The sequence below is a fragment of the Geovibrio sp. ADMFC3 genome (genome assembly GCF_054687035.1).
This window is the reverse complement of the sequence record NZ_BAAFZG010000002.1, coordinates 561754-578190: the sequence shown is the minus strand read 5'-3', so window position 1 is coordinate 578190 and position 16437 is coordinate 561754. Positions and strand designations below refer to the sequence as shown.

At 43.4% G+C, this 16437-nt stretch carries 15 protein-coding genes and 1 tRNA gene; 9 read left to right on the top strand and 7 right to left on the bottom strand.

Annotation, left to right across the window (positions count from 1 at the left end; all coding sequences use genetic code 11):
• Nucleotides 1–8: 8 nt before the first annotated feature.
• Nucleotides 9–695 carry a 3'-5' exonuclease gene (locus ACYRYY_RS03045; protein ID WP_460214021.1) on the bottom strand — a complete coding sequence of 229 codons (687 nt, stop codon included), beginning with the start codon at nucleotides 693–695 and terminating at the stop codon, nucleotides 9–11.
• 156 nt (nucleotides 696–851) lie between these two features.
• Between ACYRYY_RS03045 and ACYRYY_RS03040 the strand changes: the two genes are divergently transcribed.
• Nucleotides 852–2177 carry an MATE family efflux transporter gene (locus tag ACYRYY_RS03040; protein ID WP_460214020.1) on the top strand — a complete coding sequence of 442 codons (1326 nt, stop codon included), beginning with the start codon at nucleotides 852–854 and terminating at the stop codon, nucleotides 2175–2177.
• A 1-nt stretch (nucleotide 2178) separates the two neighbouring features.
• On the opposite strand, the gene ACYRYY_RS03035 is transcribed toward ACYRYY_RS03040, so the two are convergent.
• Entirely contained in the window at nucleotides 2179–3126 is a 948-nt protein-coding gene (locus ACYRYY_RS03035) for an ABC transporter ATP-binding protein (RefSeq protein WP_460214019.1), read from the bottom strand.
• Between the two features lie 199 nt (nucleotides 3127–3325).
• Here ACYRYY_RS03035 and dnaG point away from each other — a divergent pair, with 199 nt between their 5' ends.
• From dnaG to ACYRYY_RS03005, 6 genes are all read left to right on the top strand, one after another.
• Nucleotides 3326–5029 carry a DNA primase gene (dnaG, locus tag ACYRYY_RS03030; protein ID WP_460214018.1) on the top strand — a complete coding sequence of 568 codons (1704 nt, stop codon included), beginning with the start codon at nucleotides 3326–3328 and terminating at the stop codon, nucleotides 5027–5029.
• Between the two features lie 5 nt (nucleotides 5030–5034).
• The gene (gene rpoD / locus ACYRYY_RS03025; protein ID WP_460214017.1) at nucleotides 5035–6969 is read left to right on the top strand and encodes an RNA polymerase sigma factor RpoD; all 1935 of its coding nucleotides are present in this window, start codon (nucleotides 5035–5037) and stop codon (nucleotides 6967–6969) included.
• A gap of 58 nt (nucleotides 6970–7027) precedes the next feature.
• Nucleotides 7028–7101: transfer RNA gene (locus ACYRYY_RS03020), tRNA-Ile, on the top strand.
• 20 nt (nucleotides 7102–7121) lie between these two features.
• Nucleotides 7122–8225: a Nif3-like dinuclear metal center hexameric protein gene (locus tag ACYRYY_RS03015; RefSeq protein WP_460214016.1), complete on the top strand. Its 1104-nt coding sequence runs from the start codon at nucleotides 7122–7124 to the stop codon at nucleotides 8223–8225.
• Nucleotides 8226–8228: 3 nt separating this feature from the next.
• The gene (locus ACYRYY_RS03010) at nucleotides 8229–8939 is read left to right on the top strand and encodes a zinc ribbon domain-containing protein (RefSeq protein WP_460214015.1); all 711 of its coding nucleotides are present in this window, start codon (nucleotides 8229–8231) and stop codon (nucleotides 8937–8939) included.
• A gap of 3 nt (nucleotides 8940–8942) precedes the next feature.
• Nucleotides 8943–9347, top strand: coding sequence for a ribonuclease HI family protein (locus ACYRYY_RS03005; protein ID WP_460214014.1), 405 nt, complete (start codon nucleotides 8943–8945; stop codon nucleotides 9345–9347).
• 138 nt (nucleotides 9348–9485) lie between these two features.
• Here the strand turns inward: ACYRYY_RS03005 and ACYRYY_RS03000 are convergent, their stop codons facing one another.
• The 3 genes from ACYRYY_RS03000 to ACYRYY_RS02990 are packed head-to-tail and all read right to left on the bottom strand — an operon-like array spanning nucleotide 9486 to nucleotide 11714.
• Entirely contained in the window at nucleotides 9486–10259 is a 774-nt protein-coding gene (locus ACYRYY_RS03000) for an amino acid ABC transporter ATP-binding protein (RefSeq protein ID WP_460214013.1), read from the bottom strand.
• Between the two features lie 13 nt (nucleotides 10260–10272).
• On the bottom strand, nucleotides 10273–10920 hold the full coding sequence (locus tag ACYRYY_RS02995) for an amino acid ABC transporter permease (RefSeq protein WP_460214012.1): 648 nt from the start codon (nucleotides 10918–10920) through the stop codon (nucleotides 10273–10275).
• Between the two features lie 29 nt (nucleotides 10921–10949).
• Nucleotides 10950–11714: an ABC transporter substrate-binding protein gene (locus ACYRYY_RS02990; RefSeq protein WP_460214011.1), complete on the bottom strand. Its 765-nt coding sequence runs from the start codon at nucleotides 11712–11714 to the stop codon at nucleotides 10950–10952.
• A gap of 332 nt (nucleotides 11715–12046) precedes the next feature.
• On the opposite strand from ACYRYY_RS02990, the gene ACYRYY_RS02985 reads away from it, so the two are divergent.
• Both ACYRYY_RS02985 and ACYRYY_RS02980 read left to right on the top strand, forming a co-directional pair.
• Nucleotides 12047–14767 carry a tetratricopeptide repeat protein gene (locus tag ACYRYY_RS02985; protein WP_460214010.1) on the top strand — a complete coding sequence of 907 codons (2721 nt, stop codon included), beginning with the start codon at nucleotides 12047–12049 and terminating at the stop codon, nucleotides 14765–14767.
• Entirely contained in the window at nucleotides 14754–15269 is a 516-nt protein-coding gene (locus ACYRYY_RS02980; protein WP_460214009.1) for a hypothetical protein, read from the top strand. Before ACYRYY_RS02985 ends, ACYRYY_RS02980 begins: the two co-directional genes overlap by 14 nt.
• On the opposite strand, the gene rsmI is transcribed toward ACYRYY_RS02980, so the two are convergent.
• Nucleotides 15240–16061: a 16S rRNA (cytidine(1402)-2'-O)-methyltransferase gene (rsmI, locus tag ACYRYY_RS02975; RefSeq protein WP_460214008.1), complete on the bottom strand. Its 822-nt coding sequence runs from the start codon at nucleotides 16059–16061 to the stop codon at nucleotides 15240–15242. The genes ACYRYY_RS02980 and rsmI overlap by 30 nt on opposite strands.
• Nucleotides 16054–16437: a DUF2914 domain-containing protein gene (locus ACYRYY_RS02970; protein WP_460214007.1), complete on the bottom strand. Its 384-nt coding sequence runs from the start codon at nucleotides 16435–16437 to the stop codon at nucleotides 16054–16056. Before ACYRYY_RS02970 ends, rsmI begins: the two co-directional genes overlap by 8 nt.

Here is a 16437-nt window from a genome sequence, read left to right as displayed (position 1 = left end):
ATTTTCGCTTATGTCAGCAGGCTTTTCTGACAGTCCACAAGCTCACGGATTGTGCTGTAGTGTTCATTTGCCTGAAAAACCATTTTGGTGAACACCTCTGCCGTGGCGAGGGCATCCCCCAGCGCTGTGTGCCTGCCGTTACATTTCACATTATAGACATCAAACAGATGATCAAGAGTGAGGTGATCCTCTTTCTTGATAATCGCACGGGAATAGATCAGCATAGTATCAAGCCACTGGTTGTTGAGCTGGCACCCGAAACAGCCGTTAAGCTCTTTATTTATCATCTTTATATCGAAATTTATGTGATGACCCACTATAACTGATGTACCGACAAACTTCATGAAATCGGGCAGAATCTCTTCAACTTTCGGTTTATCCTTAACCATTTCATCGGTGATGTTGTGCCATTTGATTGATTCAGGCGGAATGATCATTTCAGGATTAATAAACGTGTTGTAAAAATCGATGATTTTAAAATTCTGTACCTTGACAGCGGCTATGTTAATAACCCTTGCCTTGGAGAGATCAAGCCCTGTGGTCTCCGTATCCACAACAGAGAACACCGCATCCTCAATTTTTTCGGTCATTACATTGTGCTTTTTCGCAGCCTCGCACATCTTGTTTACATAAATGGCTATGGGGTCTTTCGGTTTATTTTCAACATTCTTTTTGCCGAAGAGTTTCGCTATCATTTTTCACCGGTTTGGTGTTTTTGTTTTTATGAACATTTGTAATTTATAACATAATTTCATTTCGGTATTATTCTAAATATTTTTTTTCCCTTTTTCAAGCTTCTGTTTTTGGTTTATACTGTTTTTTACAATTGTTTACAGAAAAAAGGTGCTTTTTTGTCGGATTTTTCTTTTGGTAAAAGGATATGGACTGTTCTTAAAATATCCTTTCCCGCCGCTATGTATAATTTCCTCGGTATGGTTCAGGGGCTTGTTGATATGCTTTTTGTGGGGCGTATTTCGGCTCTTAGTGTTGCCGCTGTGGGCGTAAGCATGCAGTATGCAGGTATGTTGTACGCTTTCATGTCGCTGTTTTATGTGGGTACTAATGCCCTTGTATCACGTTTTTTCGGTGCAAAGGAGCCTGAAAAGGCAGGGCTTGTGAGCTATAATATGTTCCTGTTCGCCGTTGCATTTTCTGTTCCGCTGCTTCTTGTGGGCTACTTTAAGTCTCACATCCTGTTTCATATCCTCGGCATGAGCGGAGAAATAGAAGAGATAGGCTCAGTATATATGAAAATTTATGCCTTCACCATCCCCATTCTTTTTGCCCAAGGTGTGCTTTACAGCAGTCTTAACGCATACGGGAAAACAAAAATACCCTTTTATATAGGCGTGTTCGGCAATGTTGTGAATCTGGTGCTTGACTATGTGCTGATATTAGGCGCATGGGGGTTTCCCGCTCTCGGTGTAGCCGGTGTGGCTTACGCAACCGCTTTCACAAGGCTTCTTGAATTTTTTATATACATCTATATATGCTTCATCAAAAAAGAGATCCATTTTGTGACACGTTTTTCTGCCGATCTTCTCCGGAGAGCCCTCAAGGTCGGTTTTCCCACATGGATGGAAAGAATGATGACCTTTCCCACGTACATTGTGCTTTCGGCTCTGGTTGCGAGGTACGGAACAGAAGCTCTCGCCGGATACCAGATCGGTATGCGTGTTGAGGGAATAGCATTTATGCCGGGGGTAGGTTTTATAGTTGCGACTATGGCGCTGACCGGAAAACATCTCGGAGCCGGCAGCCCTGAAGAGGCGGAGAAGGATGCTTTGGCAGCAACTGTTGCCGCATGTGCATTCATGGGAACTGTGGGGCTGGCTATGTTCTTTTTTCCTGTCCCGCTGGCAAGGGTTTTTACTTCGGATGCTGCGACTGTGGAACATGCAGCGGAATATCTTCGTATAATGGGCTTGAGCCAGATTCCTTTGGGCATATTTTTTGTTATGAGCGGAGCATTGAGAGGGGCAGGGGATACGAGAACCACATTTGTGGTGAATACTGTCTGCATATGGCTTCTGCGTGTTCTTCCGGCCGTTGTTATGGTGTGGATGGGCATTTCACTCTTCTGGATTTATCTTGTAGCGGCTTTGGAAAGCGCAGTGAGGGCGGGACTTCTTGTCCGTGTGTTTATGCGGGGCAGGTGGAAAAGTATCGCAGTATGAATCAGAGCGGATTATGGCAGGCAAAAGGGTGTTCAGCGGTGAGCTTAGGTTTCTCCGCTGTGCATTTATCAATTTTGTTGAAGCAGCGTTTATGAAAAACGCATGAGTTATCATATTCGTCTGTATTTTTTTCAATGACCCCCGGAATTGAGTAGAGAGTCTCTTTTTTCTCATCCAGTACGGGCAGACATTTTTTCAGGCTGTATGTATAGGGGTGGCGTATTTTGTTTTCACGCAGAGCCTTTCCGTCAGTTTTTTCCATTATCTCCCCTGCATAGAGGATAATGCACCGATGGGAGATTACCTGCATCAGAGAAAGATCATGGGTGATGAATATAATAGAAAGATGCTTCTCTCTGTTCAGCTTGAGGAGCAGTTCAACAATCTGCTTCTGTATGGTTACATCAAGCGCTGTGGTGGGTTCGTCAGCTATGAGGAGTTCGGGGTCGCTGGCGAGGGCTAGGGCGATCATCACCCTCTGGTTCATACCGCCGGAAAGCTGATGCGGATAACTCTCAAGTCTTTCAGCCGGATAATCAATCTCGACCTCTTTCAGAAGCTGTTCGGCTTTTTTGCGGGCATCTGATTTTGAGATTTTTTTATCTGCAGCACGTATCGCTTCAATAATCTGCGTGCCGATTTTCATCACAGGATTGAGAGATGCTGTGGGATTTTGGAAAATCATGGATATATTTTTACCCCGGACGGAGCGGAAATCTTTTTCTGTTTCCAGTTTTTTGCCTTCAAAAACTATTTCTCCGGAAACTTTCTGAACCGGAAGGCTGAGGAGCCCCAGCACTGTTTTGGCGAGAATGGTTTTTCCCGAACCGGACTCACCGCCGATTCCAAGTATTTCGCCTTTTTGAATACTTAGGGAAACATCACGTAAAATATGTATGTTTTTTTCGGAATTTTTTATTCCGATATTGAGACTGTTTATAAAAAGCATGTTAAAATATATTTGAAATAGGATCCTTTGTCTATATTATATAAAGTATGAAGATATTCAACACATCAGCAGATAATTATTTCTTCCCGCTTTTTTAGAACTTTCAGTGAAAGGAAAGGTTCAGGTTTCCGCCTGTTTTTCCTTCCTGGTGTTTTATGTGTGCGGATTTGTATTATTAAATCAGGAGTAGACTATATATATGAAAATACCCGATACCGTTGTCGAAGAGGTTCTGAGTTCAGCAGATATTGTCGACATTGTCGGAGAGACTGTTCAGCTAAAAAAAGCCGGAAACAGCTACAAGGGACTTTGCCCGTTCCACGGTGAAAAGACACCTTCATTCAATGTTAATCCTGAAAAGAACCTTTTTTACTGCTTCGGCTGCGGAGCAGGCGGAAATGTTATTACATTCGTTTCCCGTTTTCATAACCTGAGCTTTACTGATGCGGTTATGTTTCTCGCTGAGCGGTACGGCATCAGTGTTCAGACAGGGAAAGAGGACTCAAAGCGAAGCGGAATAATCGGTCTGCATGAGGATATTCTCCTTGAAACCAAGCGCAGGCTCCTTTCCGCAGAAGGAAAAGAGGCAAGGGACTATATAGCCTCCAGAAAGTTTGCAGGTGAGGTTGTGGAGGAATTCGGGCTGGGATATTTCCCCATAAGGCTTGAAACCGAGCCGTATCTCAAGAAATACGGCAAGGATGTTCTTCTTGCTTCAGGGCTGTTTGTTGAAGGTAAATACGGTGTCCGTATGCGCTTTTTCAACAGGCTGTCATTCCCCATACGCAGTATAACAGGCAAGGTTGTGGGGTTTTCAGGACGCTCAATGGACGGCTCAATGCCGAAATATATGAACTCTCCGGAGACTGAAGCTTTCAGAAAGAGAGAGATCTTATACAACTTCGACAAGGCGAAAGATAAAATCAAAAAGACGGAAACCTGCATAATCACCGAAGGCTATTTTGATGTTATGCGTCTGGTGGAAAAGGGCTACGGAAACGCAGTCGCCACAATGGGAACTGCGCTCACCAAAGAGCATGTGGATCAGCTCAAGCGCTATGCACAGGAGATAATTCTCCTTTTTGACGGTGACGATGCCGGATACAAGGCAGCGCTTAAGGCTCTGGATGTTTTCCTTGAATCAAACTTTTTCCCCTATGCGGTGTTTCTGCCTAAGGGCGACGACCCCGACACCTTTTTACAGCAGAAGGGCAATGCCGAGTTTGAAAGGCTTCTGGATGCGAAAAAGGATCTTTTTCTCTACACTGTTGACCTCATGCGGGGGCGTTCCAGTGATTTTAACAGGAAGCTCATGCACTTAGGCAGGATAAAAGACAAGCTCATGCGGATAAAGGATCCGTACAGAAAGGCTCACTACCTTGAGGCAGTGGCAAAGCGGTTTGAAGTTGACCCTGACTTAATGAAAAAAGACGTTGATCTTTCTCTGGCTAAAACTAACTTAAAGAAAACAAATTCAAGTTCATTGAATTATATATGTGAGAGGCATTACCTCTCCAGCCTGTTCCAGCTCCCCGAAGACCTGGGGCAGAGACTTACCGAAGGCGTAGCGGAATCCTATTTTCATGATCCCGTTGCGCGAAAAATTTTTAAGAAAGTGGTTGAAGTTTTTAGTGAAGGTGGTACTATCGAAATTCTTGTCAATGATCCCGAAGTGGGTGAGGATATTGCCGAAATGCGTATCCAGCAAGAGTCTCAGGAAGATTATTACCGTTCCGCTATGGAAAATAGGGGTAAGATCATCAGCAACGCAATGCCTGCTTTCAAGAAAAACATGACCAAAAAAATATCCGAAGCGGCTTCTTTTGAAGAGAAGATGGAGTATCTCCGTCTCCAAAACAGCCTTGTTCGGAACGAAGTTATTGATAAGAAATCGGAGGTTTAGAGTAGATGTCGAAAAAGATTAAGACCCCGGAAGTTAAACAGATTATCGCACTGGGGAAAGAGAAGGGATTTCTCACTTTTGACGAGATAAACGACATCCTGCCGGAAGAGATGAGTTCGGCAGAGTTCATTGATGAAATACTCATGCTCCTCGCACAGCTCAAGATCGATGTTATAGATTCCAAGTCCAAGAACAGCAGCCTTCTTTCCGCTGACGATGATGATGAAGAAGCGGACGAGGACGATGAGGTTATGGCAGCTCTGAAATCTGGTGTTGAGGATACCATGAGTACGGATGATCCCGTGCGCCTTTATCTTAAGGAGATGGGAAACATTCCTCTTCTCAACAGGGAAGAGGAGATTCAGGTAGCCAGAGAAATTGAAGACGGACAGAGCAAAGTTATCCGCAGCGTTCTTCTTTTTCCCACCACAGCAAAAAAAATCATGGAGATATCCGAAGCCATCAACGATGGTTCCATGAGACTGAAAGACATTGTGGATGTGGACGACGAGCTTGACTTTGAGTCCGGTGAGATGGATTTTGACGATGCAGAGAATGATGCTGAAAATGAAGTTGATTCCGACGAGGAAGAAAGCTTTGATGAGGAAGACTCTGAAGCCGAAGTTAAAGAACCCGCACCTCAGAAAACCGTAGCGGAAGCTGTTGAAGAAATAGAAAAAGCCAAAACAGCGGCAGCGGAAGCGGCAGAAGACAGGGAAGCGCAGATGCGTGCCCAGTTTGTAAATATTTTTGAGGATATCACTCAGAAGCTTAAAGAAAATATTGAACTTGCCGCCAGAATTAAGGACGGTTCGATCAATGTTGAGGACATGATTGAAGTAAACAGGCAGAGACAGGCTACGGTTGACGAAGTTACAGCCAAGCTCCTTGAAATAAAAGTGAATTATTCAAGAATATGCCAGATCGCCAATGATATAAGAGAAATGTACTCCAGAGTCATTGACTCTCAGAGCGACATCCGCAAGCTTCTCAAGCTTATGAAAATAGCCACCAACCATGACCCGCTTGAACTTTCAGACGAGGATATAATAAAAGCCTGTGATGAAACCGGAAAGTCTCCCAGCGAAAAAGAACTTGTTGTCAAAAAGTTCTCCAAAGCGAGAGATACCCTCCTCAAGGAATACAAAAAACTCGGCTGTGACAAGCAGGAGCTTGAACTTATTTATGAAGGGCTTCTCCTTGGTGAAAGAGAGACGGAAAATGCTAAAAGCAAGCTTATTGAAGCAAACCTCCGTCTGGTTGTTTCCATAGCCAAAAAATATACCAACAGAGGGCTCCAGTTCCTTGACCTGATTCAGGAAGGTAACATAGGGCTTATGAAGGCTGTGGAAAAGTTTGAGTATAAACGAGGCTATAAGTTCTCCACATACGCTACATGGTGGATTCGTCAGGCTATCACAAGGGCGATAGCGGATCAGGCACGCACTATCCGTATCCCCGTGCATATGATAGAGACTATAAACAAGATGATGAAGATAACCCGCCAGCTTCAGCAGGATTACGGCAGAGAACCTACGCCGGAAGAAATATCCAAGAAAATGGATATCCCTGTAGAGAAAATCAAAAAGGTTATGAAAATAGCCAAAGAACCTGTTTCCCTTGAAACACCCATAGGTGAGGATGAGGACAGCAGCCTTGGTGACTTTATCGAAGACAAGAGCGCTACAAACCCCGCAGACGAGGTTATGTACCTCAAGCTGCGTGAACATACCAAGCAGATACTCAACACCCTGTCTCAGCGTGAAGCAAACGTTCTCAAGCTGCGTTTCGGAATAGACTGCGAGTCTGACCACACCCTTGAGGAAGTTGGCAAACAGTTCAGCGTAACCCGTGAACGTATCAGGCAGATTGAGGCTAAAGCTTTAAGAAAACTGCGCCATCCCACCAGAAGCAGAATTCTTAAAACTTTTGTAGAATAGCTCTTGACAAAGCTATAATATTTAAGTAAAACAACCTTCTCGTTTTTAACGAGATAACGGGCCAATAGCTCAGTTGGCTAGAGCCTCCGGCTCATAACCGGGAGGTCCTAGGTTCGATTCCTAGTTGGCCCATTTTTTTTCCTCTAAATAAAATGATGAGCAGTAGCATAAAAAACGTAATCGCCTTTCTTGAAAAAAATGCAGTAAGTCAGTCCAGACAGTACACTTGGGACAACTCCGGACTGCAAATCTGTCTCAGTCCGGATGCTGAAACACGAAAAGCAGCTCTGGCACTGGATCCCAGTGAAGGGGCGATAAACAAAGCAATTGATGCGGGGTGTGAGTTACTTATTACTCATCACCCCCTTTTTTTTGACAAGCTGAAAAGCATAAACCCCGCAAACGCATTGGGACGCAAAATCATAAAAGCCGTGCAGGGCAACCTGAATATCATTTCCTACCACACCTCCGCAGACCTTGCGGATTTTAGCCTGAACGATTATCTCGCCGAAAAAATCGGTGCATCTGTGAAGGGCGGTCTTGTAAAAGAGGGGAAGGAAAACTGGTATAAGTATGCGGTTTTTGTTCCGAAAGGGCATGAAGATGCCGTGCGTGATGCCATAGACAGGGCAGGTGCGGGCGTTATTGGGAATTATTCAAAGGTCACTTTTAACATAGAAGGAACCGGAACCTTCCAGCCTATGGAGGGAGCAAATCCCTTTATCGGCAAAAAGGACGAACTGGAAAGGGTTGAGGAATACCGCATTGAAACTGTTGTCACTGCGCCTAACCTGAACAGGCTTATTGAAGAGGTTATTAAGGCTCACCCATACGAGGAAGTGGCTTATGATGTCTATAAAATGGAAATAGGCACAGAGTTCTCACTCGGCAGAAAATGCGGCTTCGGGCGTGAGTTTACCCTTGGCGAGTTCCTTGAGACTGTCAAATCAAAGCTCGGCTGTGGAACGGTTCGTTACAACGGTTTTCCCCTTGATACGAAGTTTACCGGCTTCGGCATAATAACAGGCAGCGGAGCGTCCATGTGGAACCGCTGCGGCGTTAAACTTCTCCTTACAGGGGATATGAAGCACCATGATGCACTGGACGCTTATGAGGCTGGCATATGCCTTGTGGATGCGGGTCATTTTGAAACAGAAAGATGCTACATGGAGCATCTGGCAGAAAGAATAAACAAAGAGCTTAATATAGAAACAATCATTATTGATGAGAGTTCTCCAATAAAACATATGAGGTGATCAATGCTCCAAGAAGTGGAACAGCTTATTGAACTGCAGAAGCTGGACAACAGAATTGCCGAACTTGAAACCAAGGTTTCACAGGTTCCGGCGTTTCTTAAAGAGGTAAGGGACGAATTTGAAAGCGTAAAAAGTGAATATGCAACTGTAAAAGTTAAATATGATACTGATGCTGAAACTCTTTCCAAGCTCTCAAGGGAATGTGCGGAAAACAAGGCTCTTCTGGATAAAGCGCAGGGTAAGCTTCCTAATGTTAAAAATAACAAGGAATATGAAGCTGTTCTGAAAGAGCTTGATGTGCTTAAGAAAAACGTGAACGAAGGCGAATACCGAATCCTTGAGCTTCAGGAGAGTGTAAACGCATCCAAACAGAAGGTTGAGGAGCTTGAGGCCAAAGAGGCTGAACTCAAGGCGAGCCTTGAGGAAAAAGAAGCTCAGAAAAGCGAAGAAGACTCCGAAGCAAACACAGAACTCACCGAACTTAAAACCAAAAGAGCAGAAGCTCAGTCAGTTGTAAAAAAATCCATTATTTCTAAATACGAAAGAGTAAGACACGCCAGAAACAATCTCGCCATCGTAAGAGTCCACGAAGAAACCTGCACAGGTTGCTATATCAAAGTTCCACCCCAGCTTTATGTTGAAGTAAAAAAAGGCAAAGCTCTGCATCAGTGTCCCAACTGCCAGCGTTTCCTTTATGCGCTCAGTGATGATTAATCAATGATATTAAAGGTCTTTTCCGATGGCGCCTCAAGGGGTAACCCCGGCGAGGCGGGCTGCGGTTTTGTTATTCTGAATACGGAGAATAAAGTTCTGGAAGAGGGCTGTCTTTATCTGGGACATGCCACAAACAATGTAGCCGAATACCGGGCGGTGCTTGAAGCCGCACGCAGAGCAAAACTTAAAAATCCTTCTGAGATAAATTTCTATCTCGACTCCGAGCTTATTGTAAAACAGATGAAAGGCGAATATAAGGTGAGGAATGAAGCCCTTGCGCTGATACGCCTTGAGCTTGTTAAGACCTTGCAGGGGTTAAAGGTTTCTTTTAATCACGTACCCAGAGAGCAGAATAAGCTTGCTGATAAATTAGCAAACAAGGCTATTGATGATAAAATTACGGCTTAACTTTATCCGTAATATCAGCATGTTCAATAGCTATTGATTTTTTTCATAATGAGCATATAGTATTATTATAACCGCTGATTGAGCAAACCGGCGGAAGTTTAAAGGGCAGAAAGTGACGCACGCTTCTGCCCTTTTGTTTTATGACCCGAAACCGTTTATAAAAGTTCCGAGAAATTGCTTTGTTCTTTCTTCCGCAGGTTCGGTGAATATTTTCTCCGGATTTCCCTGCTCAACTATTTTTCCTTCGGCAATGAAGACCACCCTGTCCGCAACACGTCTGGCAAAGTCCATTTCGTGAGTTACCACTATCATGGTCATACCTTCTTTCGCCAGATCCTCCATGACCTTCAGCACTTCTCCCACAAGTTCAGGATCTAGAGCTGAAGTCGCTTCGTCAAAAAGCATGATGTCGGGCTCCATAGCAAGGGCACGGGCTATGGCGACCCTTTGTTTCTGCCCTCCTGAAAGGGTTTTGGGATATGCATCACGCTTTTCCAGCATTCCCACTTTATCAAGGAGCGATTCAGCAAATTTCACTGCATTTTTTCTGGATTTTTTCAGTACATGAATCGGAGCTTCAATAACATTTTCCAGAACTGTCATGTGCGGAAAGAGGTTAAACTGCTGAAAAACCATTCCAACCTTTGTGCGGATTCTGTTGAGGTGTTTTTGAAACTCCTTGGGTTTCATGCCCTGTTTGTTGAGCAGTATTCCTTCGATATAGATTTCTCCTTCAGTTGACTCCTCAAGACGGTTTACACAGCGAAGCAGAGTGCTTTTCCCTGAACCGCTGGGTCCTATCACCGCCACAACTTCACTTCTTTCCACATCTATGTCTATACCCTTCAGCACTTCATTTTCACCGAAATATTTATGGAGATTTTTCATCTGAACCATCGGCTGTTCTGTCATCTGTTCCTCCATATCAGTATGCCATCCTTTTTTCGACTCGCCCAAGAATAAGGCTTGTGGCTGTTGTCAGTATAGCGTAAAGGAAAGCCGCCATGAGATACATCTCAAACGGTTTATAAGTTGAGCCTATAAGTCTCTGCGCCGTGAGCGTGAGTTCCACAAGGGTGATTGTCGAAACGAGAGATGTGTCTTTAATTAGGATGACAAAATTATTTCCGAGAGAGGGAAGGGCTATACCCATAGCCTGCGGCAAAATAATCCTCCTCATGGCAAGTTTGGATGACATCCCCAGACTGCGTGAAGCCTCCATTTGTCCGCTGGGTACTGAAATGATACCGCCTCTTATTGCTTCTGCATTATATGCACCTGTGTTGAGAGCAAGCCCCAAAACACCGGAAAAGAAAGAGCCAAGGTCGATCCCGAGCTGGGGCAGACCAAAATAAATGAGAAAAAGCTGAACCAAAAGAGGTGTGGAACGGACAATCCAGATGTAGAAACCCGCAGCGCCTCTCAGTAAAGGGTTTTTTGAAAGCTTGAAAAGCGCTGCCGATATCCCGAAGATGAACCCCAGAATCAGAGCAAAAATTGAAATCTTAAGCGTAAGAACCGCCCCCTGCAAAAGAAAGGGAAAGTAATGCACCATCGTGCCCCAATCAAGCATAGGCGGCTCCTGCTTCTGCTATCATCATATTATCTGACATCGATGCCCAGCCATTTCATGCTTATTTTTTCATAAGTGCCGTCATTTTTCATATCTGTCAGCGCTTTGTTTATGGCTTCTCTGAGTTCTGGATTGCCTTTGCGGAGTGCTATGCCCATCCTCTCTTCATAGAGCAGGTCGCCGACAAGTTTAAGCGGGGCAAATTTCTCTTTAATAGCCATAGCGCCTACAATTTTATCTGTAATGAAGGCATCAATTCTGCCTGTAGCTGTTTCAAGTATCATATCAGGCACGCCTTTGTAGGTCTTGATTTCGGCATCCTTGATGTTTTCACGAACCCATTGCTCAAAGGTTGTGCCGAGTGTCACACCAATTTTTTTGCCTCTGAGATCAAGAGCTGACTTAATTTTTGAACTGTTTTTTGTGAATATCTGTGCCCCGCTTCTGTAGTAGGGGTCAGAAAAATCGATTGATTTGAGCCTCTGTTCTGTGATAGCCATGCTTCCGCATATCAGGTCATATTTAGAAGCAATGAGACCGGCTATTATTCCATCCCACGCAGTTGTGACAGCTTTTCCCTTTACTCCGAGTCTTTTTGCAACTTCCATCCCTATTTCAACGTCAAATCCTGTTACCGTGTTTTTTTCGTTAACAAAATTGAAAGGCGGGTACTGTCCTGTGAGGGAAAAAGAAAGTTCGCCTTTTTTCTTCACATCATCAAGACCTTCCGCAAAAGCGAATGAGGATGTGAAAATTATGAATCCTGTAATGATCAATGTTGTTAGTTTTTTCATTGTCTTCTCCTGTCAATTGATTATTTATACTGGAATAAATTCATGCTTATATTATTGATATATGAAATATGTATATTTAAAGATAACATGCACGAAAGTATGGTTCAAGATTAATGTTGCATAAAATTTAAAAGCGGATCAGTCTGTAAAAGTCTTTTTTAAGCAAAAAAGTATTAATATTTAGAAAAAACAGACGATTCTAATGACAGCGCCATAAGTGTAAATTTGGTGTGAATACGTAATTACGGGAAACTGATATAAGCGCGGCAAGAACAGTATTAAAGCTTTACAGTCCGTACCTTGCGGGATTATTTCTTTTCCTTGTTTTTGTTTTGGCATCCTGCTCCGAGGAGGAGCGGATAAAGCTGATTGAGGATAACTACACAGACAGTCAGCCTATATCCGGTGTAGCCGTAGCAGAACAGGATCAGGGCATAGAGGAAGGTAATAACCTCTTTTTGCAGGGTAATTTTGAGGACGCCATAAGAAAGTACGAGGAAGGACTCCGGGTTAACCGTTCCGTTGCGTTCTATAATATGGGTGTGAGCTATTATCTTCTTGGTGATATTGATAAAAGTGAAGAGTATTTCCGCAAATCCGTTGAAGAAGATCCAAAATTTACCGAAGGCTATATAAACCTTGCTGTTGTTCTGCTTCAAACCGGCAAGCTGGACGAGGCAGAGCTTTACATGGCTGAACTCCTCAAAGACAGAGCATCCGGCAAACTTCTTGTAAATATGGCTAATATATATCTCCGAAAGGGTGAAACAGCCCGTGCTACGGTGCTTTATGAGGAAGCTCTCAAAAAAGACGGGAAATCCCGATTTGTAATGTCCAATTACGCTTATTTCCTGCTCAGTATCGGTGAATTTGAGAGCGGTATAAAGATAATAGAAGGTCTTGAATATAAAAACTACACTGATTATTTCAATCTTGGTACGGCATATTACAGAACAGGAGATTACCTTACATCCATTACCAATCTCCTTCTGGCAGAAAAATTCAGGGAAACTGAAGAAGTGTTTGAACTTCTCGCCAGAGATTACAATATGCTTAAAAGCTACGCCGAAGAGGCGTCAGTGCTTAAAAAACTCACGGATCTCAATAAAGACAGAGATTACAGGCACAGATACGCACTGGCTCTTTTCAGAAGCGGTTCACTTAACACTGCCCATGATGTTATGACAGGGCTGCTTGCTGAATATCCTAAAGAAACTGCTTACTACTTAACAGATTACAATATTCTGCTTGCCCAAGGCGATTACAGACAGGCTGGCGGACTTATATTTAAGGGCTTCAGGGAGATAAATGATGACGCTCTGATGTATATGTATGCAAAACATTCTCTTATATATGAAAATAAGGGAGAGGAAGTGCGCAGGCTTATTACTTCCCGCGGGCGGTCTCCGTATGTGGAACTCGCTGATGCCATGTACAATATCTACAAAGGAAGTATGCTCCCTGCTCAGAAGCTTCTGGACCGTGTTCCGCCTGAGACGGATAATGACTACTATGTTTACCGTGCCTATATCATGATGAAGTACCGTAACTATGATGATGCGGTGAAAGTTGTTGATCTTATAGATGAATTCAAACCGGAGTATTTCTGGTATAAAACAGTGAATCTATGGAACACCAAGAAGATTACAGATCTTAAGGTTCATATAAATGACGCTCTTACAAGGAACTTAAGAATAAGCAGGCACCCTGAAATTGCCGTACATCTTGATCCTGTCCTTGACGATATGAATTTTTCGTACAGGTTCGACGGTAACTTTGAGGATATTCTTTCAACAGTGCTTTATCCGCTGCTTATTGAACCTGATGAGATGCTGAATTTTGTCGCTCTCGGTTATAAGCTCCTCCAACAGAATGACAAACTCCTTGCTCTTGAAGAGCTTCAGAAATCTGTCCGCTTCTCGGAAGGTATAGCTCATAATAATAAGGGTGTTACCCTGTTTCTTGCCTATGCTTATCAGGATGCCATGCGTGAGTTTCAGCAGGCAAATGAACTCCTTAGCAATAACCCTTACACCTTGTACAACATAGGGCTTGTCAATCTTGCCGTCGGCAGACCGGATCTTGCGGAAAAGTTTTTTGATAATTCAATAATGCAGAACAGATACAATTTCCCTGCTTATCTGGCAAAGGCTGTTGTTCTCAAGGACAAAGGGGACGATAACGGAGCCTATCAGGAATATAACCTTGTGCGTGACAGAGCGGCGGATGTTCAGGACGACCGTGAAAAAGTTCCGAACATTATCTATTACACCAAATACCTTGCTGATATGGGTGTGGGCGACTACAGAGGCGTGATAGAAGATATTGGCAAGCAAAAACCGGAAGACGGTTTTCTTAAGGCACTTCTCTCACTTTCCGAATATTTAAGCGGGCAGGGGTTCGACAGACTTGAGGTTCTTCGGAGTGATAAAATTTTCAGAGGCGCAAGCCTCCGTGATCTCCTCGCTATGTTTGAAAACAAGGAACCTGCGCAGAATCCTGATCTGATAACAGACAGGTTCTATAAGTTCATGCGGGCATATTTGCAGGTGAAAAAATTTAAGCAGCTTTCCGGTGTTGACAGTGACGACTACATAAACGACAACGTGATCCTGAAGGAACTTTTTTATTATCAGGTGTATATGGGCGACAGCAGACGTGCCCTTTACTATTTGCAACGTCTGAATAATCTGGATTTCAGATATCCTGAGCTTTATAAGGCTTCGCTGTACTACTTTATCTGGCTTGAGGACTTTGTGAACGCCGAAGCCTCATTTTCTGCCCTTGAAAATCTGGGGTATCAGGACAGGTATTTTGATTACTATAAGATGCTGTACTTCCTGCTGAATTATCACGATCAACGACTTCTGGATCATATCGAAAGCTACATGAGAAAATACCCTGATGATTTCAGAGGTGCAGCTATAAGGTTGATGGTTGCGCTTAAAAGTGATAATATCCGCATGGTTTACAACGAAATGGGAGAACTTGAGGCAAAGAATGGCAATTTTCTGCTGAAACTCCCGCTGGAGCTTGAAATTGACGGTTTATAGAGTCGGCACATCTGCCATGATTCTTTCTTTTCTTCTTGTACTTTCATCTGTTTTTTTCTCCGTGTCGCATGCCTTCACAGGGATGAACGGTGCCAAATGGCTTATAGCTGCGATTGTTATGGGCTTTACCCTGTTTAATTTTATTTCGCTCTATTTCCGCAGACTTGAAGTGGAAGGGGACGAGGTACGCCTTTACACTGTTTTCGGCAGGAAAAAGATAAGGCTCACCGCCCTTGAAGAGATAGGCGTTATATTGCTGAAAATGCGTGCTATTTTGATTTTGTCCGATGCGGAGAGATTTGTTTTTGTTTCTTCATATTTCAAAAATTTTGAAGATTTTACCGATTATGTTAAATCAAATGTAAATGCTGAATTGCAGGGAAATATAGCGAAGCTGGATAACAAGCTCATAAGAAAAAAGCAGATAACATTCATGGTTCTGCTTGTTGTTCTGAACATTTTTCTTATCGGATCAGCCGTTTATAATTTCATTAATAGCTGAGTAGGCAGCGTTTCTTTTAATTCCCATCGCTTTAAGAACAATCAGGCAGTCTTTGGCGGAAATTCCCTCTTTTATCAGTGTTTCCGCCAGCTCTCTGAAATCTTCTTTCTCTTCCGGTTCCGATCCTTTGCGGTTGTTCACCACAAGAACAAACTCACCTTTTAATGTGAGGGCGTTTATGTCGTTCTCATTGCATATCATAAGGGTTTCTTCGTGAATCTTGCTTATTTCTCTGCTCACTGATATTGGAGACGGGAAACTTTCCAAGAGCAGTTTGATGGTTTCTGTAACTCTGTGAGGTGATTCGTAGAACACTATAAGAGTGCTTAATTTTTTAAGCTTTTCTATTTCGCTTTTTTTCTCTGATGCTTTGTGTGGGAGAAAACCGTGAAAATAAAAGTCGGAAGTGTCAAAACCGGAAAGTGTGAGTGCGGGAACAAAAGCCGTTGCTCCGGGCAGGGCTTCAAAAGTTACGTTTGCCTCACGCAGCGCTGCAGACAAATACATACCGGGATCAGAGATGCACGGTGAGCCCGCCTCACTGATTACTGCGAGCTTTTTTCCTTCTTCAAGGAGTTCCATGATTCTGCCGATATTTTTTTTCTCGTTATCTTTATGGAAAGACTCGACTCTGACTTTGATTTCGAGATGACTGAGGAGTTTTAAGGCTGTCCTTGTGTCCTCTGCGAATACAATATCCGCACTCCGCAGAGTTTCGACAGCCCTCAGTGTTATATCGCCCAGATTGCCCACAGGGGTGGGAACAAAACTGAGAAGCGGGGTTTTACTCATTAACAGTGAAGTCCACAGAATCTATAAGCTGACCGCTCTGGGCGTATATTTCCACTTTCCACTGTCCGGTTTTGCCGGGGAGTATGGTTTTTGAGCTGTATGTTCTCCATTTAGGAGAGCCGACAAAAAGCTTAACTTCTGCTTCAATATTTTTCTCATGAATCCAGATGTGTGTGACTTCTGTTGGGTATTCATCAGTCTGGATTTCGGTGAAGCAGTAAATTGTCTCTGTGCCGGTGGTGATAGAACTGAGATTATCCACTGGTTCTTTGTTTTCAATGCCTGTACTCATAATTATTCTGCTTACCTTGGTTTGTGCGTAAGATAAATTAGCCAAAAACAAAACCGCAATGAAAACAAGAAGAACCTTTTTCAT